Source organism: Bradyrhizobium sp. USDA 4341 (genome assembly GCF_054063755.1).
Genome location: NZ_JBSSGO010000002.1, coordinates 5,519,500 through 5,546,429, shown reverse-complemented (window position 1 = coordinate 5,546,429; position 26,930 = coordinate 5,519,500). Strand labels below are relative to the sequence as shown.

At 64.5% G+C, this 26,930-nt stretch carries 28 protein-coding genes, 1 tRNA gene and 1 pseudogene; 15 read left to right on the top strand and 15 right to left on the bottom strand.

The genetic code is table 11. The features are described from left to right. Window positions 1–19: 19 nt before the first annotated feature. Window positions 20–1,000, top strand: coding sequence for an NADPH:quinone oxidoreductase family protein (locus ACVIGB_RS32395; protein WP_092121325.1), 981 nt, complete (start codon window positions 20–22; stop codon window positions 998–1,000). A 256-nt stretch (window positions 1,001–1,256) separates the two neighbouring features. Here the strand turns inward: ACVIGB_RS32395 and ACVIGB_RS32390 are convergent, their stop codons facing one another. After that, complete coding sequence (locus ACVIGB_RS32390; protein WP_456719614.1) at window positions 1,257–1,646, bottom strand: YkvA family protein; 390 nt, start codon at window positions 1,644–1,646, stop codon at window positions 1,257–1,259. A 95-nt stretch (window positions 1,647–1,741) separates the two neighbouring features. Further along, a complete protein-coding gene (locus tag ACVIGB_RS32385; protein WP_229185893.1) occupies window positions 1,742–2,047 on the bottom strand; it encodes a 4a-hydroxytetrahydrobiopterin dehydratase in 306 nt (101 codons plus the stop codon). A gap of 212 nt (window positions 2,048–2,259) precedes the next feature. On the opposite strand from ACVIGB_RS32385, the gene ACVIGB_RS32380 reads away from it, so the two are divergent. The 3 genes from ACVIGB_RS32380 (at window position 2,260) to ACVIGB_RS32370 (ending at window position 6,649) form a co-directional block, all read left to right on the top strand. After that, complete coding sequence (locus ACVIGB_RS32380) at window positions 2,260–3,666, top strand: TAXI family TRAP transporter solute-binding subunit (RefSeq protein ID WP_456719615.1); 1,407 nt, start codon at window positions 2,260–2,262, stop codon at window positions 3,664–3,666. A gap of 271 nt (window positions 3,667–3,937) precedes the next feature. Then, window positions 3,938–5,500 carry an alkaline phosphatase D family protein gene (locus ACVIGB_RS32375; RefSeq protein WP_456719616.1) on the top strand — a complete coding sequence of 521 codons (1,563 nt, stop codon included), beginning with the start codon at window positions 3,938–3,940 and terminating at the stop codon, window positions 5,498–5,500. Between the two features lie 150 nt (window positions 5,501–5,650). Beyond that, the gene (locus tag ACVIGB_RS32370) at window positions 5,651–6,649 is read left to right on the top strand and encodes an N-acetylmuramoyl-L-alanine amidase family protein (RefSeq protein ID WP_456719617.1); all 999 of its coding nucleotides are present in this window, start codon (window positions 5,651–5,653) and stop codon (window positions 6,647–6,649) included. A gap of 25 nt (window positions 6,650–6,674) precedes the next feature. On the opposite strand, the gene ACVIGB_RS32365 is transcribed toward ACVIGB_RS32370, so the two are convergent. Then, window positions 6,675–7,835, bottom strand: a complete 1,161-nt coding sequence (locus tag ACVIGB_RS32365; RefSeq protein ID WP_456719618.1) for a hypothetical protein — start codon at window positions 7,833–7,835, stop codon at window positions 6,675–6,677. 93 nt (window positions 7,836–7,928) lie between these two features. Beyond that, a complete protein-coding gene (locus ACVIGB_RS32360; protein WP_092121316.1) occupies window positions 7,929–8,303 on the bottom strand; it encodes a response regulator in 375 nt (124 codons plus the stop codon). Between the two features lie 200 nt (window positions 8,304–8,503). Here ACVIGB_RS32360 and ACVIGB_RS32355 point away from each other — a divergent pair, with 200 nt between their 5' ends. The 8 genes from ACVIGB_RS32355 (at window position 8,504) to ACVIGB_RS32320 (ending at window position 15,958) form a co-directional block, all read left to right on the top strand. Further along, a complete protein-coding gene (locus ACVIGB_RS32355; RefSeq protein WP_092121314.1) occupies window positions 8,504–9,268 on the top strand; it encodes a Crp/Fnr family transcriptional regulator in 765 nt (254 codons plus the stop codon). 221 nt (window positions 9,269–9,489) lie between these two features. Next, window positions 9,490–10,209 carry a prolipoprotein diacylglyceryl transferase gene (locus ACVIGB_RS32350; protein ID WP_456719619.1) on the top strand — a complete coding sequence of 240 codons (720 nt, stop codon included), beginning with the start codon at window positions 9,490–9,492 and terminating at the stop codon, window positions 10,207–10,209. Then, window positions 10,190–11,632 (top strand): radical SAM protein, encoded by a 1,443-nt coding sequence (locus ACVIGB_RS32345; protein WP_456719620.1) that lies wholly within the window; start codon window positions 10,190–10,192, stop codon window positions 11,630–11,632. The genes ACVIGB_RS32350 and ACVIGB_RS32345 overlap by 20 nt, the downstream gene beginning before the upstream one ends. After that, window positions 11,629–11,868 (top strand): hypothetical protein, encoded by a 240-nt coding sequence (locus tag ACVIGB_RS32340; RefSeq protein ID WP_456719621.1) that lies wholly within the window; start codon window positions 11,629–11,631, stop codon window positions 11,866–11,868. Before ACVIGB_RS32345 ends, ACVIGB_RS32340 begins: the two co-directional genes overlap by 4 nt. A gap of 51 nt (window positions 11,869–11,919) precedes the next feature. After that, complete coding sequence (locus ACVIGB_RS32335) at window positions 11,920–12,195, top strand: hypothetical protein (protein WP_456719622.1); 276 nt, start codon at window positions 11,920–11,922, stop codon at window positions 12,193–12,195. Continuing rightward, window positions 12,192–12,431, top strand: coding sequence for a hypothetical protein (locus ACVIGB_RS32330; protein ID WP_092121303.1), 240 nt, complete (start codon window positions 12,192–12,194; stop codon window positions 12,429–12,431). The genes ACVIGB_RS32335 and ACVIGB_RS32330 overlap by 4 nt, the downstream gene beginning before the upstream one ends. A 280-nt stretch (window positions 12,432–12,711) precedes the next feature. Further along, a complete protein-coding gene (gene typA / locus ACVIGB_RS32325) occupies window positions 12,712–14,538 on the top strand; it encodes a translational GTPase TypA (protein WP_456719623.1) in 1,827 nt (608 codons plus the stop codon). A 175-nt stretch (window positions 14,539–14,713) separates the two neighbouring features. After that, on the top strand, window positions 14,714–15,958 hold the full coding sequence (locus ACVIGB_RS32320; RefSeq protein WP_456749252.1) for a flavin monoamine oxidase family protein: 1,245 nt from the start codon (window positions 14,714–14,716) through the stop codon (window positions 15,956–15,958). A gap of 100 nt (window positions 15,959–16,058) precedes the next feature. On the opposite strand, the gene ACVIGB_RS32315 is transcribed toward ACVIGB_RS32320, so the two are convergent. From ACVIGB_RS32315 to ACVIGB_RS32305, 3 genes are read right to left on the bottom strand one after another with little or no spacing between them, the layout of a single operon-like run. Beyond that, on the bottom strand, window positions 16,059–16,466 hold the full coding sequence (locus ACVIGB_RS32315) for a thiol-disulfide oxidoreductase DCC family protein (RefSeq protein WP_456719624.1): 408 nt from the start codon (window positions 16,464–16,466) through the stop codon (window positions 16,059–16,061). Continuing rightward, entirely contained in the window at window positions 16,463–17,791 is a 1,329-nt protein-coding gene (locus ACVIGB_RS32310) for an SDR family oxidoreductase (RefSeq protein ID WP_456719625.1), read from the bottom strand. Before ACVIGB_RS32310 ends, ACVIGB_RS32315 begins: the two co-directional genes overlap by 4 nt. 17 nt (window positions 17,792–17,808) lie before the next feature. Continuing rightward, on the bottom strand, window positions 17,809–18,276 hold the full coding sequence (locus tag ACVIGB_RS32305) for a DUF2269 family protein (protein WP_456719626.1): 468 nt from the start codon (window positions 18,274–18,276) through the stop codon (window positions 17,809–17,811). Between the two features lie 373 nt (window positions 18,277–18,649). On the opposite strand from ACVIGB_RS32305, the gene ACVIGB_RS32300 reads away from it, so the two are divergent. Together ACVIGB_RS32300 and ppa are read left to right on the top strand one after the other, a co-directional pair. Then, window positions 18,650–19,159: a GNAT family N-acetyltransferase gene (locus ACVIGB_RS32300; protein ID WP_092121284.1), complete on the top strand. Its 510-nt coding sequence runs from the start codon at window positions 18,650–18,652 to the stop codon at window positions 19,157–19,159. Between the two features lie 165 nt (window positions 19,160–19,324). Next, window positions 19,325–19,855, top strand: coding sequence for an inorganic diphosphatase (gene ppa / locus ACVIGB_RS32295; protein ID WP_021078233.1), 531 nt, complete (start codon window positions 19,325–19,327; stop codon window positions 19,853–19,855). Window positions 19,856–20,008: 153 nt separating this feature from the next. Here ppa and folD read toward each other — a convergent pair whose 3' ends face one another. From folD to ACVIGB_RS32280, 3 genes are read right to left on the bottom strand one after another with little or no spacing between them, the layout of a single operon-like run. Next, window positions 20,009–20,893: a bifunctional methylenetetrahydrofolate dehydrogenase/methenyltetrahydrofolate cyclohydrolase FolD gene (gene folD, locus ACVIGB_RS32290; protein WP_456719627.1), complete on the bottom strand. Its 885-nt coding sequence runs from the start codon at window positions 20,891–20,893 to the stop codon at window positions 20,009–20,011. A gap of 1 nt (window position 20,894) precedes the next feature. After that, a complete protein-coding gene (locus ACVIGB_RS32285) occupies window positions 20,895–21,230 on the bottom strand; it encodes a DUF167 domain-containing protein (protein ID WP_456719628.1) in 336 nt (111 codons plus the stop codon). 9 nt (window positions 21,231–21,239) lie between these two features. Continuing rightward, window positions 21,240–21,530 (bottom strand): YggT family protein, encoded by a 291-nt coding sequence (locus ACVIGB_RS32280; RefSeq protein WP_456719629.1) that lies wholly within the window; start codon window positions 21,528–21,530, stop codon window positions 21,240–21,242. Window positions 21,531–21,722: 192 nt separating this feature from the next. Here ACVIGB_RS32280 and ACVIGB_RS32275 point away from each other — a divergent pair. Further along, a tRNA-Ala gene (locus ACVIGB_RS32275) sits at window positions 21,723–21,798 on the top strand. Between the two features lie 112 nt (window positions 21,799–21,910). On the opposite strand, the gene ACVIGB_RS32270 is transcribed toward ACVIGB_RS32275, so the two are convergent. The 5 genes and pseudogenes from ACVIGB_RS32270 to ACVIGB_RS32250 all read right to left on the bottom strand — a co-directional run bounded on the left by ACVIGB_RS32270 (window position 21,911) and on the right by ACVIGB_RS32250 (window position 26,881). Beyond that, a complete protein-coding gene (locus ACVIGB_RS32270; RefSeq protein ID WP_456719630.1) occupies window positions 21,911–22,720 on the bottom strand; it encodes an enoyl-CoA hydratase in 810 nt (269 codons plus the stop codon). 121 nt (window positions 22,721–22,841) lie between these two features. Then, window positions 22,842–23,646 (bottom strand): annotated as a pseudogene (locus ACVIGB_RS32265) (glutamine amidotransferase). A 132-nt stretch (window positions 23,647–23,778) separates the two neighbouring features. Then, window positions 23,779–24,558, bottom strand: a complete 780-nt coding sequence (locus ACVIGB_RS32260; RefSeq protein ID WP_456719632.1) for an SDR family NAD(P)-dependent oxidoreductase — start codon at window positions 24,556–24,558, stop codon at window positions 23,779–23,781. Between the two features lie 227 nt (window positions 24,559–24,785). After that, window positions 24,786–25,289 carry a tellurite resistance TerB family protein gene (locus ACVIGB_RS32255; protein WP_456719633.1) on the bottom strand — a complete coding sequence of 168 codons (504 nt, stop codon included), beginning with the start codon at window positions 25,287–25,289 and terminating at the stop codon, window positions 24,786–24,788. Between the two features lie 182 nt (window positions 25,290–25,471). Next, complete coding sequence (locus tag ACVIGB_RS32250) at window positions 25,472–26,881, bottom strand: DUF5939 domain-containing protein (RefSeq protein ID WP_456719634.1); 1,410 nt, start codon at window positions 26,879–26,881, stop codon at window positions 25,472–25,474. Window positions 26,882–26,930: the final 49 nt, after the last annotated feature.

Below are 26,930 nucleotides of genomic sequence, written 5' to 3'. Positions count from 1 at the left end.
CCGAAACTCAGGTGTGTCCATGAAAGCCATCCTCTGCTCGCAATACTGTCAACCCGACGATCTCGTGCTGGCTGACGTGCCCGATCCGGTGGCCGGTCCGGGCGAAGCCGTGATCGCGATCAAGGCGGCGGCGCTGAATTTCTTCGACATCCTGATGATCCAGGGCAAGTACCAGATCAAGCCGCCGTTCCCGTTCTCGCCGGCTGCCGAAGTCGCCGGCGTGATCGAGAGCGTCGGCGCCGGCGTCACTGATCTGAAGGTCGGCGACCGTGTCGTTGCGTCATGCGGCCACAACGGCGCGCGCGACAAGATCGCGCTGCCGGCGAATACGATCGTGAAGATTCCCGACAATCTCGATTACGACCGCGCCGCCGGCATCATCATCATCTACGGCACCGCGCTGCATGCGCTGGAAGATCGCGCGAGCCCGAAGCCGGGCGAGACGCTCGCGGTGCTGGGCGCCGCCGGCGGCACCGGCCTTGCCGCGTGCGAACTCGGCAAGTTGATGGGCCTCAAGGTGATTGCCTGCGCATCGTCGGACGAGAAGCTCGCATTCGCCAAGCAGCACGGCGCCGAGCTGACGCTGAACTACGCCAAGGAAGATCTTAAGGAGGGCCTGCGCAAGCTGACGAACGGCAAGGGCGCCGACATCGTGTTCGATCCGGTCGGCGGCTCCTATGCCGAGGCCGCGCTGCGCTCGACCGCATGGGAAGGCCGCTTCCTGGTGATCGGCTTTGCCGCGGGCGACATTCCGAAGATTCCGCTCAACCTTGCGCTGCTGAAGGGCTGCGACATCCGCGGCGTGTTCTGGGGCGCATGGGCGCGGCTGAACCCGGAGAAGAACCGCAAGAACCTCGAGAAGCTCGTGCAGTGGACCGCGGAAGGCAAGATCTCCTCGCATGTCGACCGCACCTTCCCGCTGTCGCAGACCGCGGAAGCCTTGAAGGTGCTCGCCGGCCGCAAGGCGATGGGCAAGGTGATCCTGCATCCGGGCAGTTGAGCTGAGATCGCGTAGCCCGGATGGAGCGCAGCGAAATCCCGGACCGCTCGATCGATTGGTGAAAAAACCCGGATTACGCTTCGCTTCATCCGGGCTACGCATCCTCCAACCTCCCCTTGAAAAGGGGAGGTCGCTTTGCTCGCAGAGCAAAGCGGGTGCGGATCTGCTCTCTCCGCAGATACAGCGTCGCCTGCGGCTGACCCCCATCCCGACCTTCCCCCTTTCGGGGGGAAGAAGAGAGAGAGCGAAAGTCACTCTACGCCTGCGGTGCTCCCTCTTCCGGCACTCCGCGCTTCAGTGCGGCGCGCGCGGCATCGCGGTGCTCCGGGGTGATGTGGCTGGCCACCATGCGGATCGCGGTTGCGAGCACGGCGGCATCGTCGGTGAAGCCGAGCACCGGCAGCATGTCCGGGATGAAATCGAACGGCAGGATGAAATAGGCGATCGCGCCGAGCAGCGCCGCCTGGACATGGCGCGGCGTCTGCCGGTCGAAGGCGCAGTAATAGGCCGCCAGCAGATCCTCGGCGAACGGCAGCCGCGCCACCACTTTCTTGAACTTGATCCAGAAGCGGCGGCGCACGCTGTCCGGGTCCCGCGCCAGCCGGTCGGCAGGCCCGAACCCCACGCCGGTGTCGGTCGATGGCATCGCCAGGTTCCCTTTGGCGCCGCGCGACGGATCGGCGGCGGACGATCCGAATCTGGGGACGTCGGCCAACCGGCGCAAGGTTGCGCGCGGCCGGGTCAGTTGACCCCGAGCTGCCTCGCGATCGCGTTCATGGCCTTGGCGAGGTCGATATCGCGCTTGGTCACCCCGCCGACATCGTGGGTCGCCAGCACGACCTCGACCGTCTTGTAGACGTTCTTCCATTCGGGGTGATGGTCGCTCTTCTCGGCGACCAGGGCAGCGCGCGCCATGAAGCCGAAGGCCTCGTTGAAGTCCTTGAACACGAAGGTCTTTGCGATCGCCTCGCGTCCGGCCAGCTCCGACCAGCCGGCCAGTTCCCAAAGCGCGGCCTTCCTTGCTTCCGCTGACAGCCTTTCGACCATGGCAACCCTCCCGTTTGACGCCGACCTTAGCCTAACAACCGGCCTCCGGGGTGGGATCCATGCCGAAAATAAGGCCGAAATAGCGTCCTATCGCCGCTGGTAACCATGACGGAGATGTAACATCTGTGGCTCCAGGAATTTGCTACAAATGCACAATGTGTGCGCGTTGGTAGTTTTGCGAGATTGAGCCCCGACGATTGTTTGCGAGATCGATGACAGACGGCTCCGCCAGCATATCGCCCAAGCCGCTGCGCTCTGCAAAGCGACGGCTGATGTTCGTCTTGATCGCGGGGGCGCTCGCCATCGTCGGCGCGACGATCGCCGGGTATTATTTCGCGGTGCGTCCGGTGACGCTGCGGATCGCGGTCGGCCCCGCAAGCAGCGATGACCTCAAGGTCGTGCAGGCGCTGGCGCAGGCCTTCAACAACCAGCAACACACCCAGGTCAAGCTGCGCCCAGTGCAGACCGACGGCGCCACCGCCAGCGCGCAGACGCTGGCCGACGGCAAGGCCGACCTCGCCATCATCCGCGGCGATCTCGAGGTGCCGAAGAATGCACAGGCGGTCGCGGTCCTGCGCAAGAATGTCGTGGTGATGTGGGTGCCGCCCGCAGCCAAGGGCAAGGGCCGCAAGGCCGCAAAGATCACCAAGATCGCGCAGCTTGGCGGCCGCAAGATCGGCGTCGTCGGCCGTACGCCGGCCAACGTCAATCTGCTGAAGCTGATCCTGCAGCAATACGGCGTCGACCCGATGAAGGTCGAGATCGTTCAGTTCCCGGCCAATGAGGCGGTCGAGGCCATCAAGAACCTGAAGGCCGACGCCTATCTCGCCGTCGGCCCGGCCAACAGCAAGCTCACGATCGATGCGATCACGGCGTCGACCAAAGACGGCGGCGAGCCCACCTTCCTGCCGATCGACGCGTCCGAGGCCATCGCGCAGAACCATCCGGCCTATGAGGCCGCGGAAATCCCCGCCGGCTCGCTCGGCTCGGCCGACCGGCCCGACGATGAGGTGAAGACGATCAGCTTCTCGCACCATATCGTCGCGCGAAAGGGCCTGTCGGACGCGACGGTCGCGGCATTCACCCGGCAATTGTTTGCGATCCGGCAGTCGCTCAAGAACGATTTCCCGCTCGCCGCCAAGATCGAGACGCCCGACACCGACAAGGACGCCACCATTCCGGTGCATCCGGGCGCGGCCGCCTTCGTCGACGGCGAAGAGAAGACCTTCCTCGACCGCTACAGCGATTACATCTGGTGGAGCCTGATGGCGTTCTCGGCGATGGGCTCGGCCGGTGCATGGTTCGCCGGCTATCTCAAGCAGGACGAGCGCAACACCAACACCTCGCAGCGCGAGCGCCTGCTGGAGATGCTGAAGGCCGCGCGGCAGAGCGATTCGACCGACGAGCTCGACCAGCTGCAGGCGGAAGCCGACGACATCCTGCGCCACACGCTCGACTGTTTCGAGCACGGCGCCATCGAGGAAGGCACGCTGACCGCGTTCAACATCGCGCTCGAGCAGTTCCACAACGCGGTGGCCGACCGCAAGGCGCTGCTGCTCAGCATGCCGCAGAACTTGCAGCGGACTGCGAGCCAGTTCAGGGCGGCCGGCACGGCGTAGGGCTTACCCTCCCATCTCTCCACGAGCTCTCCTTCGCCTCTCCCGCTTGCGGGGGAGGCCGCATTGCATCGCAGATGCAATGCGGGTGGGGGCTCTCTCCGCGCTACGACTCGTGGAGAGAGCCCCCACCCCACCCTCCCCCGCAAGCGGGAGAGGGAGCCTTACAGACGTGCCACCTCACGCGGCCTCCCTGTAATCTCTCCGTCATGGAATTTTTCTAGGTCTGTGCTCGCCCGCGGCGCATTGTCGCTGTGACCTGAGGAGGCTCCCCATGACGATCCGGTTCTCGCGAAAACTGACCCGCCGACGCTTTCTCTCCACGGCTGCTGCGGCCGGTGCCGGCGTGATCGCGATGCCCTATCTGTCGCGCGCGGCCGACCGCCCTGTGATCACCCATGGCGTGCAGTCCGGCGATGTCGGCGTCGACGGCGGCGTGGTGTGGGCGCGTGCGGACCGTCCCTCGCAGATGATGGTCGAGGTCGCGACGTCAGACTCGTTCAAGAACGCCCGTGTGCTGCCGCCGATCACGGCGCTGCCCGAGAGCGACTTCACCGCCAAGATGCTGCTGGAGAACCTGCCCTCCGGCCAGGACATCTTCTACCGCGTCCGCTTCCGCGACCTCGCCCATATCGACGTTGTCGGCGAGCCCGTGGTCGGCCGCTTCCGCACCGCGCCGAGCGATCGCCGCGACGTCTCCTTCGTGTGGGGCGGCGACGTTGCCGGCCAGGGCTGGGGCATCAATCCCGACGACGGCGGCATGATCACCTTCGCCGCGATGAAGAAGCACGCCCCGGATTTCTTCCTGCATTCCGGCGACACCATCTATGCCGACGGCGTCATCACCGCCGAGCAGAAGCAGCCCGACGGCAAGATCTGGAAGAACATCACGATCCCGGAGAAGGCCAAGGTCGCGGAGACGCTCGACGAATACCGCGCCGCGCACAAATACAATTTCCTCGACACCAATCTGCGCGCCTTCAATGCCGAGGTGCCGATCTTCGTGCAGTGGGACGACCACGAGGTGACCAACAACTGGTCGCTGTCGAAGCAGCTGCCGGCCGCCTACAAGGAGCGCGACATCAACGTGCTCGCGGCGCGAGCGGCAAAAGCCTTCCACGAGATGTATCCGATGCGCGAGAGCATCGTCGAGCCCGGCCGCGTCTATCGCACGCTGAGCTACGGTCCGCATCTCGACGTGTTCATGCTCGACGAGCGCAGCTATCGCGGCCCCAACGGTCCGAACCTGCAGGAGACCTACGGTCCCGATGCCTATTTCATCGGGCCGGATCAGATGGCCTGGCTGAAGCGCGCGCTGCTCAACTCGCGCGCCACCTGGAAGGTGATCGCCTCCGATATGCCGCTGTCGCTGATCGTCTATGACGATGCCGCCAACAAGAAGGGCTCGGAAGCCTTCGCGCAAGGCGACGGCCCGGCACGCGGCCGCGAACTCGAGATCGCCGACATCCTGCGCTTCATCAAGACGGCCGGCATCGCCAACACGGTGTGGCTGACCGCGGACGTGCACTATGCGGCTGCGCATTACTACAACCCGAACAAGGCCCAGTTCCAGGAATTCGATCCGTTCTGGGAATTCGTCTCCGGCCCGCTGCATGCCGGCACATTCGGTCCGAACGAGCTCGACAACACGTTTGGTCCCGAGGTGAAGTTCATCAAGGCGCCGGGCGAAGCCAACCAGAACCTGCCGCCGTCGGCCGGCATGCAGTTCTTCGGCCACGTCAAGATCGACGGCAAGAGCGGGCAGATGACGGTGAGCCTGCGCGACCGCGTCGACGCCGAGCTGTGGGCGATCACGCTCGATCCGAAGCCGGTGTAATCAGGTCGCAGCCGCGACGGAACCGGCCTCTCTGTGCTGAACGCCCTTGCCTCAAGGCAGGGGCGTCGCGATTGACGGGGGATGGACGTCACCGGCCTCTTCCGGTACCGATATCAGAGCCGTTATGCTGGGGGCCCGGAGGGGCGGAGCATGAGGCGCTGCGAATTGATTCGCGTGCTCGGTGGCATCGTCGTGGGGCTTCGGCCGCACCGCTTGCTTGTCGTCGCGATCGCCATGTTCGCGCTGCTGCCGATTGAAGCCGGCGGTGCCGGCTGGCTGCCTGATCTCTTCAAGAGCTCATCGAAGCATCCCAAAGCGCCAAAGCGCGCGAAATCGGCAAAGCCGGCCAAATTGGCAAGGCACCACGCGCCATCAAAGCCCCGCGCCACACGGCTTGCCGCCCTCGGGCCGGTCGCCCTGCCGCCTTCCGTTCCCAAGCCGGCCGCAGCCAAATGCGATCCCTCGACATTACGGATCGTCCTCGATGTGGGACATACCGCTGAATCGGAAGGCGCGATCAGCGCGCGCAATGTCGCCGAGTTCACCTTCAACCTGCGCCTTGCGCGGCTGATCGAGGAAAAGTTGAAGGCCGAAGGCTTTGCCGAAACCAGGCTGCTGCTGACCGAAGGCAAAGCGAGGCCCAGCCTCTTCAGGCGGGTCGCCGCCGCAAACAACCTGCACGCGGATCTCCTGCTGTCGATCCATCATGATTCCGTGCCCAACAAGATGCTCGAGGACTGGGAATTCGAGGGAAAGAAGCGCCATTTCAGCGACCGCTTCAGCGGCTACTCGGTGTTCGTCTCCCGCAACAATCCGGACTTCAAGACCAGCCTGCTGTTCGCCGAGCTGGTCGCCGGGGAATTGAAAGCTGAAGGGCTGCAATATGCCGAGCAATACAGCCAGCCCGTCATGGGCCACGACCAGCATCCCCTGCTGAACAAGGACACCGGCGTCTACAGCTACGATAAGCTTATCGTGCTGCGAAAGACCGCGATGCCCGCCGTCCTGCTGGAGGCGGGCTCGATCATCAACCGGGACGAAGAACTCAAGATGGACTCGCCCGAGCGCCGCAATGCGATCAGCAGCAGCGTCGCTTCTGCCGTCAAGGAATTCTGCGAGCCGCGATGGGCGCTCCTCGGCCCGCTCTGACCCCAAGCGATCGGCACTTCCCGGCTCAGCCCGGTTTTCCGGCCTTGGTCTCCGCGAATTTGGCCAGCGCCTGTTCGAATTTGGGGCTGAAGAGCCACATCGCATCGAGGATTTCGCGGAAGCTCGCGGATGTCCTTGCCCGGTCGGCTCGACCGAAAGCGAAGACGCTGTTGTTTCGCAGATATCCCATGATCCTGGGCTCGGAAATTCTGTAATTGACGAGGTCGCCTGACTTCAGCGCGGACCTGGTCGGGCTGGGAATGATCTGGATGAGCTCGAAGAGCTTCATTTGATCGATCGGATTGGGCAGCGCCTTTGCGATCGCCGGGACCTGCGGGAAAATATCCGCGTGCTCGTTCATGAGCGCATCGCGCACCGCGGTCCAGTGATTGAACCGGTGATCGAGATTGCCGACACGCGCTTCTTCCATGTCGTCGCGACGGCTGAGCGCAGGATCGAGGGCCGCGATCGATTGCTTGATGGCGGCCCACTTCTTTCGACCGTTGCGATCTTCGGACGGGCCGGTCTGCAGGCTGCCCTTGTAGGTGTTCGACCGCGCATTTCCGGCGTTTTGCTTGCCGCTTGTCTCGGCAAAGAACAGGCCGAGACTGATCCGGCCGGCGACCGCGGCGGCCGCGGCATCCAAACCCCTGGCGCGCGCGATCACCGTCGCCAGATCCGCCACGTCCTTGAATGGCGTCTCGGAGCTTTGCGCGTTCGCGGGCGGCGCCTCCATCACATCGAAGAGCTTCCTGTACTCATCGAGCAGCGGCTCATTGTCGGCGTCGAAATAGGCCGGAGGAATCCCGAATCTGTTGGGTCGTCCAATCCTGGACGGTAGCGCATCGGTGAGATCCTTGTAGGCGCTCATCATCTCGACACGGGCAAGGTAGATAGCCTGGCCCGGCAAGTCGGGCAGCGGCTGATTGGAATCGATCTGCGCGCGCCGCTGGCGCAGGATCGCGACGAAGTTCTTCAGGGCATTGTCGTAAGTCTTGAGCGCGGCCGATTGCTCGCTCGTGAGCGCGGCGGGCTCGGCGAAGGCCGGCGACACGAAACCGTCGACGACGGCCGAGGCCAGCGACGACAACGCCACACCGGCCATCGGATGCGTCGCAACCGGCGCGAGGAGCAGCCCGAGAGAGAGCGCCGCTGCGGGCGCAGCGGCGGATGTGCTGATCGCCATGATGGCTTCCCGATGCCTGTGCGTCGCCGAATCCGATAGGCCGGATGGTAGACGACGAACGCACCGGCTGCGAGGCCGAAGCCTGGCAATCGGTCAGTGTCCGTTTCTCAGCGCGGCTTCGAGCGCTTCGCTCGAGCACGGCTTGGTCAGCCGCAGCTTGCCGGCGAACGATTCCGGCAGCCTGATATCAGCGCCATAACCCGTGACGAACGCGAAGGGCACCTTCAGCACATCCAGCCGCTCGGCGATCACGAAGGTCTTCTCGCCCCTGACGAGGCCGACGTCGAGCAGCGCAAAATCCGGTGCGCGCTCGGCGATCAATTCGAGCGCGCGGGCGACGTTCGCAGCGGTGCGCACCGTCCGGGCGCCGAAGCCCAGGATGGTGTCCTCGAAATAGAGCGAGATGATCGGATCGTCCTCGACCACGAGAACGTCACCGGGCATGCCGGCATTGGGGGCGGATTCCATGGCTCGGTGTCCATTGCTTCGATGATGGATGACAGACCGGATCAGTCCGGCCGGATGGCCCGCGACCGGCGCCCAGAAGCACGCCGGCGGTTCCCGAGATGAAACTCATCACATCGAAAGCGGGCGCGTCTGTTCACTAGTGAACATAGATCCGGGAACTTTATCAGTATGGTCCGCGTTGGGCTTTCAGGATTTTCCAAATGATTGCGAAACGGACCGATTTGGCCGGGACGAATGACCGGCCGTTCAACAATCTGTTGCGCCGGCTCAATGCCGCCGACTACGAACTGATCGCGCCGCATCTTGCGGTGGTCGAGGCGGCGGCCGGCGATCTGCTCTACAATCCCGGCGACGACGTTCAGATCGTGCATTTCCCATGCGGACCGAGCCTTGCGTCCTACCTGGTGGCCAACGAGGACGGCCGCGACGTCGAGACCATCCTGGTCGGCCGCGAGGGCGCGGTCGGCGGCATCGTCAGCCAGGGATTTCTGCCGGCCTATACCCGCATCACCGTCAAGTTCGGCGGGCCGTTCGTGCGGCTGCCGATCAGCAAGCTCGACGCCGCCAAGCTGACGTCGATCTCGGTGCGCAACATCTTCGCGCGCTATGCCGACTGCATGCTGGCGCAGATCTTCCAGTCGACCGCCTGCAATGCGATCCACTCGATCGAGCAGCGCGCCGCGAAATGGATCATCTCGGCGATCGAGCGCACCAATGGCGACGGCGTGGTGCCGCTGACGCATGAGCAGCTCTCGACCTTGCTCGGCGTCGGCCGCAGCTATACCAGCCGCGTGATCCAGAACTTCAAGGCGGAGGGCGTGCTGGACACGCGCCGCGGCGCGATCGTGATCCGCGACCCCGACAAGCTCAAGCTACGCTCGTGCCTGTGCAACGACGCAGTGAAGGATCACTTCGAGGAAGTGCTACGCGGGGTGTATCCGAGCGAGGACAACCCGACGAACTGACGCTGTTTACCTCTCGCCGCTCTTTGCGGGGAGAGGTCGGATCGCGCGAGCGATCCCGGTGAGGGGCGAGGCACACTACTCAACAGGCCGCGAGGTGCTCGCCGGATGGAAGCCCCTCACCCCAACCCTCTAAGAGCGAGCTTCGCTCGTCTCGACCCCGTAAGAACGGGGAGAGGGAGGACAGCTATCGCGGACCGCGAAAATCACGCTACACTCGCTTCATGAGTGGGGCTGAACTTCACGCCGTTTTCGACGTCGCAGCATGGTGCGCGGCCGCGATCGCCATCTGGTGGCTGTCGCGCGTGCGCGGGCTGCAATTCCCGCGGCAATCCTTCGAGCTCACCTACATCGCCGCGCTGGTGTTCGGCGCCGGCATCGGCGCCTACATCTTCGGCACGTTGAACCTCTGGTTCTCGAGCATGCCGGGCATCGCCCGCTCGGTCGAGGGAGCGCTGGCCGGCGGCATCGTCGCGATCGAGCTCTACAAATGGCTGCACGGCATTTCGCTGCGCACCGGGGCGCGGTTTGCGCTGCCGCTCGCGATCGGCGTCGCGGTCGGCCGGCTCGGCTGCTATTTCGCGGGGCTTGAGGATTTCACCTATGGCACGCCGACCGCGCTGCCCTGGGGCCATGATTTCGGCGACGGCGTCCTGCGCCATCCGGTGCAGCTCTATGAAAGCCTGGCGATGGCAGCGTTCGCGGCCTTCTACGTCTGGGCCGTGTTGAACCGCAACGCCGCTGTCATCACCAATGGATTCTACCTCGTGCTGTTCTACTACGGCGTGCAGCGCTTCGTGTGGGAGTTCATCAAGCCCTATGGCGCACTGATCGGACCGTTCTCGCTGTTCCACCTGCTGTCGCTATTTGTCATGGTTTATGCCGCCGTCATGCTGGCGACGGCCCCGAATGTGAGCTTGAAGCATGAACGCGCCGCTGCGTAAGTCCCGCCCTTACATCTTCTGGGGCCAGACCCAATCGCTTTGCGAGACCTGCCTGACCCTGGTGCCGACCAAGATCCAGATATCAGGCAACGAGGTCTGGTACGAGAAGCGCTGCAGGCAGCACGGCGTGCAGTCGACCTTGGTCTCGACCGATGCGGCCTATTGGCGGCTGTGCAAGGATTTCATCAAGCCCGGCGACCGGCCGCTGGCCTTCCAGCGCCACACCGAATTCGGCTGTCCCTATGATTGCGGGCTGTGCCCGGACCACGAGCAGCACTCCTGCCTGGCGCTGATCGAGATCACCGAGCACTGCAACCTGACCTGCCCGGTGTGCTTTGCGGAGTCCTCGCCGGCACGCTTAAGCTTCACGCCGCTGGCGAAGATCGAGAAAATGCTCGATGCGCTGGTCGCGAACGAGGGTGAGCCCGACCTCGTGCAGATCTCCGGCGGCGAGCCGACGCTGCATCCGGATTTCTTCGCCATTCTGGATGCGGTGCGCGCCCGCCCGATCCGCCACGTCATGATCAACACCAATGGCCTCAGAATCGCGCGCGAGCCGGACTTCGTGGCGAAGCTTGCCGAGAACAAGCGCGGGCTGGAGGTCTATCTGCAATTCGATTCGCTCAAGCGCGACGCGCTGGTCAATCTGCGCGGCGCGGACTTACGCAAGATCCGCCAGCAGGCGCTGGAGAATCTCGAGCGCCACGGCGTCTCGACCACGTTGGTCGCGACCATCAAGCGCGGCGTCAACGACGCCGAGATCGGCGATATCGTCCGCCACGCGCTGACCTGGACATGCGTCCGCGGCGTCACGCTGCAACCGGTACAGGACGCCGGCCGCAACCAGGATTTCAACAAGGACACCGACCGCATCATGCTGTCGGAGATCCGCCAGCACGTGATCGAGACCGGGGTGTTCGGCGACAAGGATATGATCCCGCTGCCGTGCAATCCCGAGAGCATCTCGATCGGCTACGGCCTGCGCAATGGCGACAAGGTGCTGCCGCTGACCTCGCTGATCCCGCAGGAACAGCTCGTGGCCGTGATGCCCAACACGATCAGTCCGGAGAAATATCCGGTGTTGCGGGAAAAATTCGTCGACCTGTTCTCGCTGTCGTCGGGGCCGCTCAACACCTCTGAGCGGGTCTGCGAATTGCTGTGCTGCCTGCCGAGCTTCGAGGTGCCGGAGGGCCTCACTTATGAGAACGTGTTCCGCGTCACCATCGTGCAGTTTCTCGATCGCTTCAACTTCTGCGTCGGTAACGTCAAGCGAAGCTGCATCCATTTCGTCACCGAAAGCGGCGCGATCATCCCGTTCGACACCTACAATCTGTTCTATCGCGACGGAAAGATCGACGGCATCCGCGCGAGCCTGGCCGGGCAGACCTATCGGGAGGCACGGCAAGAACCTGTATCGCGATGAGTGGCGTCGACAACGCCCCGCCGAGTTCGCCCGAGCGGCGTCCCGCGAAACAATCGGGGTGCTTAGGCCTGCTGATGATCGTGGTCGGAGCCCATCTGCTGCTGCCGGGGCTCTGCACCCTCTTCTTCTTCGGCGGCCAGCTGTCCGATCCAAGCGTTGCTCCGATCGCAGAAATCACTTTTTTGCTCGGGCTTGTGGGTGTGGTCTCTATCGTAGTGGGGATTCTGCGGCGTTGAATTTTCTTTGCTGAACGACAATGAGCGCGGGCAGATGGAGGAATTGTATCGATGAGCGACGACAGCCGGCCCATCATGTCCGACGGATCGCCCCCGCCCTCGCTGCCTCCGCCACTCCCACCGCGGCGCGGCGGCTGCGCGACCGCGTTCATGGCGCTGTTCGGGCTGTTCCTGCTGCTGCCCGGGCTCTGCGCCCTGCTGTTCGGGTTCGGCGGCCTGACCGAATCGAGGCCCGATCCCTCCGTCTTCTTCCTGATCCTGCTCGGGCTTGCGGTCTGCTTTGCCGGCGTGATGTTGGTCCGCGCCGCGATCAAGGGAAGCTCATGAGCAATTCCGACACACCCCCGCCAACGGAGCCGCCGCGGCAGGAATCGCGCCTGCCGCGTGGTTGCGCGATTTTCATGCTGATCGTCGGGGTGCTGCTGCTGATCCCGGGCGCCCTCTGTGTGGTCCTCAGTGTCACTCTGGGTGGGTCCAACGACCCGATCACCGGCCTTGCGGTGCTGGTGACGCTTGGCGGGCTCGGGCTGATTGTGTTCGCGCGGGCGCAGAAGCGAGGCTGAATCGGCCCCGAAAAGCCCCTCAAAACCGGCTTCCGGAGCGAAAATCAGGCACTTGAACCGCCAATAAACCGTTGTTTTTTGGCGTTTTCTGACTATATTGCGCCGCAACGCGCAAGGTGCCCGGTCCTCTGACCGGGCTTCCTTTTTGGGGTGATGCGTCCCCGTCAAATTTCTTGGGTATGAGCGTGATCCGGGCCCGGTGGGCCACGTGAGCGAGCGGCCGGCCAAACTGGTCCGGCGAGATCGCGCATCTGACCATTGCACGACCAGAAGAAGAGCCATGAACCTTCGCAACGTCGCCATTATCGCCCACGTCGACCACGGCAAGACCACCCTCGTCGACCGCCTGCTGCAGCAATCCGGGACCTATCGCGAGAACCAGAAGGTCACCGAGCGCGCCATGGACTCCAACGATCTGGAGCGTGAGCGCGGCATCACCATCCTGGCCAAGGCGGCCTCGGTGCAGTGGAAGGATACCCGCATCAACATCGTCGACACGCCCGGCCACGCCGATTTCGGCGGCGAGGTCGAGCGCATCCTCAACATGGTGGATGGCGCGCTGGTGCTGGTCGACGCCGCCGAGGGTCCGCTGCCACAGACCAAGTTCGTGGTGTCGAAGGCGCTCAAGGTCGGCCTGAAGCCGATCGTCGTGATCAACAAGGTCGACCGCCCCGACGCACGCCCGACCGAAGTGATCAACGAGGTGTTCGACCTGTTCGCAGCACTTGATGCCACCGAGGAGCAGCTCGACTTCCCTATTCTGTACGGGTCGGCCAAGCAGGGCTGGATGGGCGACAGCCCGGAAGCCTCGCATGACGCTGGCATGCAGCCGCTGTTCGACCTGATCGTGCGCCATGTCGCGCCGCCGAAGGTCGAAGAAGGCCCGTTCCGCATGATCGGCACCATCCTCGAAGCCAACCCCTATCTCGGCCGCATCATCACCGGCCGCATCACATCGGGCTCTATCAAGCCGAACCAGGCCGTGAAGGTGCTCGGCGCCGACGGCAAGACCATTGAGCAGGGGCGTATCACCAAAATCCTCGCCTTCCGCGGCATCGAGCGCACCCCGCTGGAGGAAGCCGACGCCGGCGATATCGTCGCGATCGCGGGCCTCACCAAGGGCACCGTCGCCGACACCTTCTGCGACCCCACGGTCGAGACGCCGCTGCCGGCACAGCCGATCGATCCGCCGACGGTGTCGATGTCGTTCATCGTCAACAACTCGCCGCTGGCCGGCACTGAAGGCGACAAGGTGACCTCGCGCATGATCCGCGACCGCCTGCTGCGCGAGGCCGAGGGCAATGTCGCGTTGCGCGTCGTCGAGGCCGCCGACAAGGATTCGATGGAAGTCTCCGGCCGCGGCGAATTGCAGCTCGCGATCCTGATCGAGACCATGCGCCGCGAGGGCTTTGAGCTCTCGGTGTCGCGCCCGCGCGTCGTGCTGCAGAAGGACGAGGCGACCGGCGCCTGGCAGGAGCCGATCGAAGAGGTCGTGATCGACGTCGACGAGGAGCATTCCGGCGTCGTCGTGCAGAAGATGAGCGAGCGCAAGGCCGAGATGATCGAGATGCGCCCGTCCGGCGGCAACCGCCTGCGGCTGGTGTTCTACGCGCCGACCCGCGGCCTGATCGGCTACCAGGGCGAACTGCTCACCGACACCCGCGGGACCGCGATCATGAACCGCATCTTCCACGGCTATGCCGCCTACAAGGGCGAGATCCAGGGCCGCCGCAACGGCGTCCTGATCTCCAACGACCAGGGCGAGGCGGTGGCCTATGCGATGTTCAAGCTGGAAGACCGCGGCCCGATGATGATCGAGCCGGGCTGGAAGGTCTACAAGGGCATGATCGTCGGCGAGCACACCCGCGACAACGACCTCGAGATCAACGTGCTGAAGGGCAAGCAGCTCACCAACATCCGCACCACCTCGAAGGACGAAGCGGTGCGCCTGACCCCGCCGATCCGGATGACCCTGGAAAAGGCGCTCGCCTATATCGAGGACGACGAGCTCGTCGAGGTGACGCCGAAGTCGATCCGGCTGCGCAAGAAGCATCTCGACCCGAACGAGCGCAAGCGCGCCGAAAAGGCCAAAGAGGCTGTAGCTTAAGCGGTGGCCTAAGCCCGTCTGTCGTGCCCCGGCTTGACCGGGGCACCCAGTACGCCGCGGCCTATCGGCTCAATCACCGCCGTCTCTGGAATACCGGATCACCCGTATGCGCGGGTGATGACAGTTATGCGCGTGGTGACTTCAGGCGTCTTTCCAGACGTGCTAGAGCCGGGCCATGAGTTCCCTCCCCTCCACGGTCGATGTTGCCATCATCGGCGCCGGCGCTGCGGGCCTCGGCGCCGCGCATGCGCTGAAGGGCACCGGCCTTTCCGCCATCGTTCTGGAAGCCCGCGACCGTCTCGGCGGCCGCGCCCATACGATCCAGGCTGCGCCTGACGTGGTGTTCGACGTCGGCTGCGGCTGGCTGCACTCGGCCGACCAGAACAGCTTTGTCGGCATCGCCCAGCAGCTAAACTTCGAGCTCAACAAGGACCTGCCGCCGTGGCGCGAGCGCGCCTATGGCAAGGCATTCCCGCAGGCCGACCGCGACGCGTTCATGCTTGCGCTCGACCAGTTCTACGACCGCATCGAGCAGGCCGCGCGCGGCGGCAAGGACGCATCCGCCGATCGCTATCTCGAGCCCGGCAACCGCTGGAACCCGATGATCGATGCGATCTCGACCTATGTGAACGGCTGCGAGCTCGACCAGCTCTCGATCCTTGACTTCGACGCCTATGAGGACAGCAACGTCAATTGGCGCGTCAGGCGCGGCTATGGCGCGCTGGTCGCGGCCTATGGCGAGCAAGTACCGGTTGCGCGGAACTGCGAGGTCCGGCTGATCGATCATTCCGGCAAGCGCGTCCGCATCGAGACCTCGCGCGGCGTGCTTGAGGCGGACAAGGTGATCGTCACCGTGCCGACCAATCTGATTGCCGACGAGGCGATCCGCTTTTCGCCTGCGCTGCCGGGCAAGCTCGATGCCGCGCGCGGCCTGCCGCTCGGCCTCGCCGACAAGGTGACGCTGGCGCTCGCCGAGCCCGAGGCGCTGCCCAAGGAAGGCAATCTGCGCGGCGCCACCATGCGCACCGAGATGGGCACCTATCACATCCGCCCGTTCGGCCAGCCCTGCATCGAGGGCTTCTTCGGCGGACGTTTTGCGCGAGAGCTTGAAGACGCCGGCGACGGCGCCATCGCCGCCCACAGCATCGACGAGATCGTCTCGTTCCTCGGCAATGATTTCCGCCGCAAGCTGAAGCCGCTCAGCGAATCCCGCTGGGCGCACGACCCGTTCGCCCGCGGCTCCTACTCGCACGCGCTGCCCGGCCACGCCGACAAGCGCGCCGCACTGGCCGCACCGGTCGACGGCCGGCTGTTCTTCGCCGGCGAAGCCACCTCGCCGCATTTCTTCTCGACCGCACATGGCGCGCGGGACTCGGGCGAGCGGGCGGCGAAGGAAGTGTTGGCTGAGTTGACGCGCTAGCAGTTAAGCCGTCATTGCGAGGAGCGCAGCGACGAAGCAATCCATGCCGCCGCAAGCGGAGAGATGGATTGCTTCGCTTCGCTCGCAATGACGGCGGAAACTATTCCAGCACCCTCGCCCGCATATCCGCATCCGGCACAAAGCACGTCTCGTACTTCCCGAAGATCTTGTAGCGGTTGCGCGCGATGAGACTGTAGACCGCGTCGCGCGGCGGCTTGGGCACTGCGAACAGCGCGCGGGTCCAGCGCCAGCCGGGGAGATGGCTCAGCACCGTCAGTGCCGCGTCCGACTTCATCCAGGCGATGCCGCCATGGACCACGGCGTTGGTGTCGGGATCCTCGGGGTCGATGCCGAAAGTCTTTGCCAGCCGCGTGCCGTAGTCGGACTGGATCGGCGTGAAGCGAAAGCGGCGCGTTGTGTCGCGGGCGATGACGAAGCGAACCCAGCGTGAGCAGAAGATGCAGACGCCGTCGTAGAGGATCACGTCGTCGTCGGGCCAGATCGTCATCGATTGTCCAGAATGAGAAGCGCGACGAGCATCAGCACGATTGCAGGCCCGGTCTTCACCAGCGCGCCGAGCGGCTCGATCCAGAGATCGGGCGCCAGGATCGCCGATCCGGCCATATAGCCGAGCGAGGCGATGATGCCTGCAACAAGACCGAACGCCGCGGTGCGGCGGAAGGCGATCAGCACACCGATGCTGATGTCCATCAGGCTGGTCAAGACCGTCACCGGTCCGACCAGGGCAGGCGGGAAATGGTGCGCGCGCAGGATGCCGGCTGCGGCGTCGTAGGAGATGACCAGCGCGATGAAGCCGGACGCGACCCAGAACAGCACGAGGCTTGCGAAGATCAGCGCCTTGATCAGGAACAGCCGCGCGAACCATTTGTCCTGGATGGTCGCGGGGCGCCCGCCAACGGCTTGCGCGATCGTCTTCGGCACGATGCCGGTCGCTGCCATCCAGCCTGCGGGATCGCCGGTGACGCCGCGGCGCAATTCGGCGATCGCGTTGGAGCGCAGCGGCGGCATCCAGCCGAGGCGACTCGTCAGATCGCCGAGACGGGCGCCGAGATCGATCAGGAACGGCGGCGTCGGAATGCGGACATGTTTTGCCGTGCCGAACGACCAGCGGAACTGGGTGATGACGCCGCCAAGCGAGATGGGCTGCGGCTGCATCAGATCCCATGTCACCGATCGCACCGCTTCATCGGCGACGTCGCGCGAAGCGAGCCAGGCGATGGTGGCGGCGATATCCTCGACCGCAACCGGCTGGAACGGCGTCGCGGCCTCGTCGGCCGGCAAATCGACCGGCAGTGCCGCCAGCGCGCGCAGCATGGCGCTGCCGCCATAGGCCGCAGGCGCGATGACAAAGCCCGGGCGCAGGATGGCATACGCGATCCCGGACGCCGCGATCAGCCGTTCGGCCTCGCGCTTGGTGGTGCTGAAGGCCGTGCGGTCCTCACTATCCGTGCCCGGAATCGAAATGTGGACGAGACGGATGGCGCGGTGGCTGTCCCGGACAGCCTGCAATAGCCGCGCCACGAAGTCGCGATGCACCGCGCGGGTGTCGCTGCCCGGACCATCCTGCAGCACGCCGAGGCAATTGACGACAATGTCCGCCTCGTGGGTGCGAAGCAGCTGCGTCAGCGCCGCAGCATCCATCGACATCATCGGAAGCTCGAGGTCGGCCGCGCTCATCTTTTGTGCCGGCGTGAAATGCCGCGCGATCCCGATCGCGTGAAAGCCGCGCGCCCTCAGATCGTCGGTGATGGTGCGCCCGATCAGGCCTGACGCGCCGAGCACGAGGATGTTGTGTGATGCGTCGTCACTCATGGGGGTCGGATCATGCGCTAAAATGGCTTCGCGATCATCAGCCACAGGATGATCACCACCGATCCGAAGCCCGGAATCCCGAACAGGAACCAGCGGCGAAACAGCGCATCGTAGCGCGGCGGCAGCGGGAGACCTTTTTCGGCGGCCGCCTGCGCGAGGTCGCGCATCTCCATCTGCATGAAGATGACGGGAACCCAGAACGCGCCGGCCAGCGCGTAGAGCGCCAGCGAGACCAACAACCAGCGTTCGGTCAGGCTTGTGGCCGACAGCATCATCAGCAGTCCGCCGCTCACCGGCTGAAGCAGCACCGCGCTCAGCGTGAAGATCATGTCGGCGGTCACGACAGTCGACGCTGCGCGCGCGATGAAAGCCGCATCACCCGTGCGATGCGCCGCCAGCATGAAGAAGGCGATGCCGGTCCCGGTGCCGAGGATCACGATGGCGCCGAGCACATGCAGATATTTGATCAGGAAGTAGAGCGTCATCGCAGTCCGCTGTTGATCAAGCCGGTCCCGGCGCGCAACAATACCGCTGCTGCCATAGGCCGGGTATGCGCGGAAATCCACTGCGGCGGCACGGCCGCAGAACGCGCGATGCATCCACGTTGCGACTGAATTCGCTCGCAAAATTCCTGCGGCGAATCAGCTCCGAACGACCTTTTTCCGAATTGCGGCATTGTCATACAGCGCTCGCGATGCATGCTTTGCACAGGCCGGGATCGGCGATTGGTCGCGCAAGCCCGGCGAGTGTCCTCTTTCGGTACAAGTTTTCATGACACTGATGCAAAAAATCCACAGGTTAACCGATAATTAACGATGGACCTTGAAGGCGGCCCTCCGACTTGCTTTGATTGCAGGCATGAGCACAACGCTAATCGAGGTCCGGCCGGCCAAAGCTGCAGACGCAGCCTCGGTGGCGTCTACCCATGACGAAGCCTGGCGCTCGGCATATCAGGGAATCATCCCCGGCGCCGAACTCGAAAAGCTGATCAATCGCCGTGGCCCGCAGTGGTGGGACAGCGCCATCCGCAAGGGCAGCCGCGTCAGCGTGCTGGTGTTCGGCGACCGGATCGCGGGCTACGCCAATTACGGCCGCAACCGGGCCCGCAGCCTGCATTTCGAAGGCGAGATCTACGAGCTCTACCTGCGGCCGGAATTCCAGGGCCTCGGCTTCGGCCGGCGCCTGTTCGCCGCAGCCCGCCGCGACCTGCTGCAGAGCGGCCTGAAGACCATGGTGATCTGGGCGCTCTCCGACAACGAGCCGGCGACCGAGTTCTACCGCGCCCTGGGCGGCCGCATGGTGGCGCGCTCCTCGGAGCGGTTCGGGCCGAAGTCGCTCGACAAGGTTGCTTTCGCCTGGACCAACTGAAAATCCTGCTTCTCTCGCAGCTGCAGCAAGGCTAAACAGCCTGAGCGTTTGCGCGCGACAGCCAGCCCGGCTCCCAAGGCCGGGCCTGATGCTGTTTCGCGGCCTGGCGGCGCCAACCAAGAAATCACATCCTTCTCAACTTCCAAAGGCCACGCGGAGCAATCCATGCGTATCGACGCCATATCGATCGGAAAAAATCCGCCCCACGACGTCAACGTCATCATCGAGGTTGCCGTCGGCGGCGAGCCCATCAAGTACGAGATGGACAAGGAGGCCGGCACACTGGTGGTGGACCGCTTCCTCTACACGCCGATGCGCTATCCCGGCAATTACGGCTTCATCCCGCACACGCTGTCGGGCGACGGCGATCCCTGCGACGTGCTGATCGTCAACACCCGCGCGATCGTGCCGGGCGCCGTGATGAGCGTCCGCGTGGTCGGCGTGCTCTTGATGGAAGACGAGGCCGGCGGTGACGAGAAGATCATCGCGGTGCCGTCGTCGAAGCTGACCCAGCGCTACGACAAGGTGCACAACTACAGCGACCTGCCCGACATCACGCTGCAGCAGATCCAGCACTTCTTCGAGCACTACAAGGATCTCGAGAAGGGCAAGTGGGTGAAGGTGCTGCGCTGGGGCGACGCCGACGAAGCCCGCAAGCTGATCCTCGAAGGCATCGAGCGCGCGAAGAAGAAGTAGGCACGCTGCCCAGACTCCCTCGCCCCGCTCTTGCGGGGAGAGGGGCTGCTTCCGCAAGTTGTGAGCGTCGAGAGACCTCTACCCCCTCACCCGGATTGCATCTGACGACGCAATCCGACCTCTCCCCGCAAGCGGGGCGAGGTGAGGAAGAAACTACACCGCGGGCGCCGGCAGGCCGGCAATCGCGCAGGCGGCGCGCAGTGTGTTGACCAGGAGGCACGCCACCGTCATCTGGCCGACGCCGCCAGGCACCGGCGTGATCGCGCCGGCGACGTCGAGTGCTTCCTGGAATGCGACGTCGCCGACCAGCTTCGGCTTGCCGCCCGCAACCGGAATGCGGTTGATGCCGACATCGATCACGGTCGCGCCCGGCTTCAGCCAATCGCCACGCACCATCTCCGGACGGCCGACCGCGGCATAGACCAGATCGGCCTGGGCGCAGAGCTTCGGCAGATCGCGCGAGCGCGAATGCGCGATCGTCACCGTCGCGTTCTCGTTCAGCAGCAATTGCACCAGCGGACGGCCGACCAGATTGGAGCGGCCGATCACGATCGCGTTCATGCCCTCGAGCGAAGGGTGCACGCTCTTGGTCAGGATGATGCAGCCGAGCGGCGTGCAGGGCGACAGCGCGGCAAGGCCGCCGGCGAGCCGGCCGGCATTGTTCGGATGCAGGCCGTCGACGTCCTTGGCCGGGTCGATCGCATTGATGATGGTCTCGGTGTGCAGCGATTTCGGCAGCGGCAGTTGCACCAGGATGCCGTGCACCTTCGGATCGCGGTTGAGCTGTGCGATCAGCGCCAGCAGATCGGCCTGCGACACGTCCTCCGGCAGCTTGTGCTCGAATGAGGCCATGCCGGCGGCCTGGGTCTGGGTGTGCTTGCTGCGGACATAGACCTCGCTTGCCGGATCATGGCCGACCAGGACGACGGCGAGCCCCGGCGTCAGCGCATGGTCGCGCTTGATGCGGGCGACCTCGTCGGCGACGCGGGCGCGAAGCTCGGCGGCGATGGCTTTTCCGTCGATGATGCGGGCAGTCATGTCAGTCCTTCGTCTCCTGGCTCGGCCCGGTCGCGGTCAACTTCTTCAAGGTGTCGCCAAGCTGCCTCGGGTCACCGTCGACAGCCACCTGCTTCAGCCGCGAGGTGGCGCCGGACAACAGCTTCACCCTGGCCTTGGGCACGCCGAGCGCCTTGGCCAGCAGCTCGGTCACCGCACGGTTGGCCTCGCCGCCTTCTGCGATGGCGCGAACCCGCACCTTCACCACCGAGCGGCCGTTGGCCAGCGTCTCGATCCCGTCGATGTCGTCGCGGCCGCCGCGCGGCGTCACGCGCAAGGCGATGCTGATGCCCCCGGTGGAATAGCGCCAAGGATCCACGCCTCGCCTCTACGGAACGTAGGGGTAGACGTACTCGGCGAGATAAAGCTGGATCAGCCAAAGCACAAAAAAGGCGATGATTGGCGAGATATCCAAGCCGCCTAGATTGGGGAGCCGCCGGCGAATCGGGCCGAGCACGGGCTCGGTGATCCGGTAGAGGAACTCGGCGATCGCGGAGACAAACTGATTACGCGTGTTCACTACACTGAATGCGATCAGCCAGGACAAGATCGCCGATGCGATCAACAGGTACATATAGAGGTTTATGACCTGGATCAGGATGAATACGATTGGCTTCATAGGCGGGGACTTGTCCGAGAGGAGCTCTGAGCGTCTCTTTGCTAGATATCGGTTCATCCCCCCGCAAACAAGGGAAGTTCCCGGCGGGACGGGTCGAAAACCGTTGTTTCACCGTTCTTGACTTGACCTTGGGCGGGACTGTAAATGGCGCCCGACTGACGGCCGGGATACTCAGCAACACCCGGCCGCAATGGGGCCATAGCTCAGCTGGGAGAGCGCGTCGTTCGCAATGACGAGGTCGGCGGTTCGATCCCGCCTGGCTCCACCACGCTTCACCCTTCGGGCTCCGCGTGGCGCAGCCGCGCGAGAGCCTGAAGGGTGAAGCGTGGTGTCCGGCGAAGCCCAAAGGGCGAAGACGGACCTTATCAGTCCCCTCCCCCTCACGTCCCCGTAAACCTGGGCGGGCGCTTCTCGACAAAACTCGCGACGCCTTCCCTGAAATCGTTGCCCTTCAGCGCGATCTGCATTTCGCGGTTGGCATCGATGGTGGCTTCGGCGAGCGTCTGGAACGGCACGTCGTAGACCTGGCACTTGATCACCGCGATCGCGCTCGGCGAGACGAAATCGGCGAGATCGCGGGCATAGGCATAGGTTTCCTCGCGCAGCTTCTCCGGCGAAGAGAGCCGGTTGACGAGGCCGATGCGCAGCGCCTCCGCAGCCGACACGCGCCGCGCCGACATCAACAGATCGAGCGCGTTGGCGTGGCCGACGATGCGCGGCAGCATCCAGCTGATGCCGTGCTCGGCGATCAGGCCGCGCCGCGCGAAGGCGGTGGTGAACACCGCGCTGTCGGCCGCGAAGCGCAGATCGCAATACAGCGCGTGGACCAGGCCGATGCCGGCCGTGGCGCCGTTGAGCATCGCGATCACGGGCTTCTTGATGGCGGGGTAGTAGGCGTAGCGCGTCTGCCAGTCGGCGCGGCGATTCATGTCGAACGGAATGTTCTCGCCGCGTCGGACTTCGTTGGGATCGATCCCCTGCAACGCTTCCATGTCGGCGCCGGCGCAGAAGCCGCGGCCCGCGCCGGTCAGCACGATGACGCGAACATTGTCGTCATTGGCCGCCGCCTCCATCGCGTGGCGCACGTCGCGCTCCATGATCGCGGTCCAGGCGTTCATGCGGTCGGGGCGGTTCAGCGTGATGGTCGCGATCCGGTCGCTGACCTCATAGAGGATGTGTTGGTAGCTCACGGCGATCTCCCTGTGCCTTGTTGTTATGAATTCGCGCGGCGATGCGGCCCGCGCGCGGCAGCCGCGGCAAGACTAGCACATCCCCGCAAATGAAAAGGCGGCGCGAAATTCCGCGCGGCGGCTATTCCGCGGCCTGTAGCATCACCGGCCGCGGCACGCGCGCGATCCAGCCGTCGATGAAATGCTTCAGCCAGGCGCGCTCGGCGGCATCGTGCACGGCGCGCTCGGCGAAATGCAGATGACCCGGCTGTGCGCCCGGCGAATCCATCCGCGCGCACCCGCGCGTGGTCCAGCGATGCATCATCGCGTAGGTCACGTCGGGATGGAATTGCAAGCCGAAGGCGTTGCCGAGCTGGAACGCCTGCACCGGGAAATCATTGCCCGCTGCGAGCAGGTCCGCACCCGCAGGCAATTGAAAGCCCTCGCCATGCCAGTGATAGACCCGCGCCGGCCAGTCCGGGCACAGCGCGCGACCAGCCTCCGTCGGCCGGATCGGGTAATAGCCGACCTCGACGCGCCCGTGCGGATGCGGCGCGACCTTGGCGCCGAGTTGGCCGCGCCAGCATTTGCGCGCCGAGGCAGATGCCCAGGAACGGACGCTGTTCGCGCAGCGGCACTGAAATCCAGTCGATCTCGCGCCGCACATAGTCGTCGGGATCGTTGGCGCTCATCGGCCCGCCGAAGATCACCGCGCCGGCATGCGCCTCAAGCGTGTCGGGCAGCGCGTCGCCGAAGCGGGGACGGCGGATGTCGAGGGGGTAGCCCAGCGCGCGCAGGGCGTTGCCGATCCGGCCGGGCGTCGATGTCTCCTGATGCAGGACCACCAGCACCGGCCGCAGCGACGCCTGGTCTGCCGGCGTGACCGCGGCCGGCCTTCGGCTCGCGAAGGGCACCACGACACGGCTTTGGTCAGACCGGAACGACATTGCCTCTGCTTAAAGTTTCGGCACGTAAGGCACGATCATAGCTAAGTGGTCGTTAACATCGTGTGAGTTTGCGCACACCCGTGCGAAGCAAATCGCGGGCCAGAGACAGGCTTAACGGCGATTCGGGTGAAGCTAGCGCTTGCGGAGCTGAAATCCGCCGACCGCGGTCAGGATGAAGGAGCGCGGAAACAGCCGAAGCAGGAACGGCACCATTTTGATGAAGGCGCCGGGCAGCACGGCGCGCTTGTTGGCCATCAGGCCGCGATAGGCCTGGCGGGCGACCTCGGCCGGCGGGACGTCGAGGATGGCGGAATCGAATCCGGGGGCAAAGCCGGCGCGGTCCTGGAATTCGGACGGCACGGGACCCGGGCAAACCACGGTTACGCGCACGCCCTTCGGCGCCAGTTCACAGCGCAACGCCTCGGAAAACGACAGCACATAGGCCTTGCTGGCATAGTACACCGCCATGCCGGGGCCCGGCAGGAATCCGGCAATCGAGCCGAGATTGAGGATGCCGCCGCGGTTGCGGATCAGCTGATCGGCAAAGCGCAGCGTCAGGTCGGTCAGCGCGCGGATATTGAGGTTGATGATGTCGAGCTGTTCGGCGCGGTCGCGCTCCACGGCGAGGCCGAACAGGCCGAAGCCGGCATTATTGACGAGATATTCGACCTCGACCCCGGCCTCGGTCAGGGCCTGCGCGATCCTGTCGCCGGCATCGGTCTGCTGCAGATCGCAGGCAATCACGATCGGCGCCGCGCCGCCCTTGGCACCGAGCTCGTCGGCAAGCGTCTTCAGGCGATCGGCGCGCCGCGCCACCAGCGCCACGCGGTGACCATTCGATGCAAACACGCGCGCCAGTTCGGTGCCTATGCCCGCCGATGCCCCGGTTATCAGCGTCACACGCTCAGTCACGTTTCAAACTCTTACTGCAAATTCTAGTGAGGTCCCGAACGGGGCGACGAGAGCATAGGGATGCGGTGTGACGCAAGCCGCGTATGGGCTTGTGGATAGCGGCGGGGCCGCTGGTTTCGTGACGAAACGACCGATTTTCAGTCGGATCGCCCACAATCGCGGCGGACATTAAAATTTCGTCATCCACAACGCCGGCCGGGGGGCGTCCGCCTGCGCAGGCAGCCATGTCAGATTGCCGCGTCTGCCGTACCCCAGGGGCCCTTTGGCAGCTCCGCCTGCTTCTCAGCGACCCGGTGCTTGAGATCGATGCGGTCGCGCGAGGAAATGCCGAGCAGATCAGCAGCACGCCAGACCACATTGTCCTCGAACTCGCTGACCAGGCCGTCGGCATAGACCAGCTCCCACATCATCTCGACGATGCGCAGCCGTCCCTCCTCATTCACCGAGCGCATGATCACACTGGTAAAGTGATAGAGATCCACGGCCTCGCCCTCGACGCGCATGGCGGAGGCGATCAACTTGTCGGCGGTGCCGGGATCGAGCTGAAAGCGGCTCTCGATCAGGCTGTGCAGTTTGCGCGTCTCGGCCGGCGTCGGCTCACCATCCAGTGAGACGACATGTACCAATAGCGCGGTCGCCGCCAGGCGGTAGTCGCCGTCATCGAAGGCGCGGTCAGCCTGGGCATCGGGGGAGACGATATCGGCAATGAATTGGCGGAGTCCGTCGAGCATCGCTCTCTCTGTGGGATGAAGCCTTGGGGCTTTGATTGAGCATCTGTCCGGAAAGCCGCTACGCACTTTTCCGGACCATGCGCTGTTGAAATCTATATGGCGTGGAAACAGAACCGGCGCAATCCGTGTGGGTTCCCGCGGCGGCATTACGTTTCAGCAAGCATTACGTGTCGGCAATGTGACTACGGTATCTCGTACACCACGAGCTTGTCGGCAATGCCACGCAGCGCCGCTTCCTTCTGGATCGGCTTGATCGCCGCGCGATCGAGGATGCCCGCGACCTCCGCTGCTTCCATCACCGGCTGGGTCAAATGGATTTCCTGTGACGTCGACAGGCTCTGCACCCGTGCGGCGATATTCACGGTCTGGCCGAAATAATCCTGCCGCTCGTTCAGCGTCACCGCGAGGCACGGCCCCTCATGGATGCCGATCTTGACGATCAGATCTTCCTTGCCGCGCTCGGTGTTGAGCTGCTTCATCGCGGCCCGCATGCGCAGGCCCGCCGACAATGCGTGCTCGGGCCGGATGAAGGTCGCCATCACGGCATCGCCGATCGTCTTCACGACTGCGCCGTGTTCGGAGGCGATGATCTCGAGCAGCGCGTGGAAATGCGCGCGCACCAGGTCGAACGCAGCGAGATCGCCGACCCGCTCATAGAGCGCGGTCGAACCCTTCAGATCGGTGAACAGGAAGGTCAGCGCGGTGATCTTCAACCGCTGGTCGACGGTGAGGTTGTCGGCCTTGAACACGTCGCGGAACGTCTGGTTCGAGAGCATCCGCTTCGCAGTGAGGATCGGCTTGCGCTTGCCGAGCAATTTGTGCAGCGGATCGCCCGCGATCCACACCGACGGCAGCACGCGAACGTCGGCGTGATTCTCCAGCGAGAGCCGCAGCGGCCCCGGCCGCATCGTCGAGGTGCCGGTCGGCGCATGAGACTTGTTGAACGCGATCGAGAACTGCTGGCGCTCGGTGGTCGGCTCGCCCTCGACAGCAAAGAAGTGCGCCGAATGCGTCACCGGCTCGAACACGATGACGAACTGATTGGGCAGATTGAGCGACAGGATCGCCTTTTCGCCGGGCGGCAATTCAAGCCCCTCCAGCGTCACCTCGTTGATCAGGGTCGACACCGCGCTTTCGTCGAACTCGATCCCGGAACTCCAGAACATCTGGCGGAAATATTCCCAGATCGGCAGCGTGTTCGGCTCGTGCGCGGCGATGTGACGGACCCGCGGGCTGACGGTGAAGGCAACCTCGACCAGCTCGTCGACGGAGGCCTCGTAGCCGGCTGCGCACAGCGCGCAATTGTAGTCGTCATGGCGCAGCGACTTCAGCGTGGTGTGGGCGTCGAGCACACCGCCGCAGCCCGGACACAGCACGTTCCAGCTCATGTCGAACAGCCCGAGCCGCGAAGCATGCAGGAAGCCGGAGATCACCTTCTCCTGGTCGAGCCCGGTGCGGCTGGAGAAATCCAGAACGTTGATACGATTGAGCTCGCGGTCATGGCCGTCCGCGATCAGCTGCTGCATGGCATCGACGACAGCCGGATCGGTCGTCTGCCTGAGGACTGCGAAGTGGGCTTGCGTATCGCTCATGGTGAGCCCCTAAAGCATGATCCGGAAAAGTGTGTAGCGGTTTTCCGCA

Bases quoted from the DNA above. Each gene is read 5' to 3' on its own strand.
- ACVIGB_RS32330 (WP_092121303.1), top strand. From the start codon at position 12,192: ATGAGCAATTCCGACACACCCCCGCCAACGGAGCCGCCGCGGCAGGAA.
- ACVIGB_RS32280 (WP_456719629.1), bottom strand. From the start codon at position 21,530: ATGAAGCCAATCGTATTCATCCTGATCCAGGTCATAAACCTCTATATG.
- ACVIGB_RS32345 (WP_456719620.1), top strand. From the start codon at position 10,190: ATGAACGCGCCGCTGCGTAAGTCCCGCCCTTACATCTTCTGGGGCCAG.
- ACVIGB_RS32370 (WP_456719617.1), top strand. From the start codon at position 5,651: ATGAGGCGCTGCGAATTGATTCGCGTGCTCGGTGGCATCGTCGTGGGG.
- ACVIGB_RS32380 (WP_456719615.1), top strand. From the start codon at position 2,260: ATGACAGACGGCTCCGCCAGCATATCGCCCAAGCCGCTGCGCTCTGCA.
- ACVIGB_RS32350 (WP_456719619.1), top strand. From the start codon at position 9,490: ATGAGTGGGGCTGAACTTCACGCCGTTTTCGACGTCGCAGCATGGTGC.
- ACVIGB_RS32320 (WP_456749252.1), top strand. From the start codon at position 14,714: ATGAGTTCCCTCCCCTCCACGGTCGATGTTGCCATCATCGGCGCCGGC.
- ACVIGB_RS32305 (WP_456719626.1), bottom strand. From the start codon at position 18,276: ATGACGCTCTACTTCCTGATCAAATATCTGCATGTGCTCGGCGCCATC.
- ACVIGB_RS32385 (WP_229185893.1), bottom strand. From the start codon at position 2,047: ATGGTCGAAAGGCTGTCAGCGGAAGCAAGGAAGGCCGCGCTTTGGGAA.
- ACVIGB_RS32340 (WP_456719621.1), top strand. From the start codon at position 11,629: ATGAGTGGCGTCGACAACGCCCCGCCGAGTTCGCCCGAGCGGCGTCCC.
- typA (WP_456719623.1), top strand. From the start codon at position 12,712: ATGAACCTTCGCAACGTCGCCATTATCGCCCACGTCGACCACGGCAAG.
- ACVIGB_RS32300 (WP_092121284.1), top strand. From the start codon at position 18,650: ATGAGCACAACGCTAATCGAGGTCCGGCCGGCCAAAGCTGCAGACGCA.
- ppa (WP_021078233.1), top strand. From the start codon at position 19,325: ATGCGTATCGACGCCATATCGATCGGAAAAAATCCGCCCCACGACGTC.
- ACVIGB_RS32255 (WP_456719633.1), bottom strand. From the start codon at position 25,289: ATGCTCGACGGACTCCGCCAATTCATTGCCGATATCGTCTCCCCCGAT.
- ACVIGB_RS32375 (WP_456719616.1), top strand. From the start codon at position 3,938: ATGACGATCCGGTTCTCGCGAAAACTGACCCGCCGACGCTTTCTCTCC.
- ACVIGB_RS32355 (WP_092121314.1), top strand. From the start codon at position 8,504: ATGATTGCGAAACGGACCGATTTGGCCGGGACGAATGACCGGCCGTTC.
- ACVIGB_RS32365 (WP_456719618.1), bottom strand. From the start codon at position 7,835: ATGGCGATCAGCACATCCGCCGCTGCGCCCGCAGCGGCGCTCTCTCTC.
- ACVIGB_RS32315 (WP_456719624.1), bottom strand. From the start codon at position 16,466: ATGACGATCTGGCCCGACGACGACGTGATCCTCTACGACGGCGTCTGC.
- ACVIGB_RS32310 (WP_456719625.1), bottom strand. From the start codon at position 17,791: ATGAGTGACGACGCATCACACAACATCCTCGTGCTCGGCGCGTCAGGC.
- folD (WP_456719627.1), bottom strand. From the start codon at position 20,893: ATGACTGCCCGCATCATCGACGGAAAAGCCATCGCCGCCGAGCTTCGC.
- ACVIGB_RS32250 (WP_456719634.1), bottom strand. From the start codon at position 26,881: ATGAGCGATACGCAAGCCCACTTCGCAGTCCTCAGGCAGACGACCGAT.
- ACVIGB_RS32335 (WP_456719622.1), top strand. From the start codon at position 11,920: ATGAGCGACGACAGCCGGCCCATCATGTCCGACGGATCGCCCCCGCCC.
- ACVIGB_RS32360 (WP_092121316.1), bottom strand. From the start codon at position 8,303: ATGGAATCCGCCCCCAATGCCGGCATGCCCGGTGACGTTCTCGTGGTC.
- ACVIGB_RS32395 (WP_092121325.1), top strand. From the start codon at position 20: ATGAAAGCCATCCTCTGCTCGCAATACTGTCAACCCGACGATCTCGTG.
- ACVIGB_RS32390 (WP_456719614.1), bottom strand. From the start codon at position 1,646: ATGCCATCGACCGACACCGGCGTGGGGTTCGGGCCTGCCGACCGGCTG.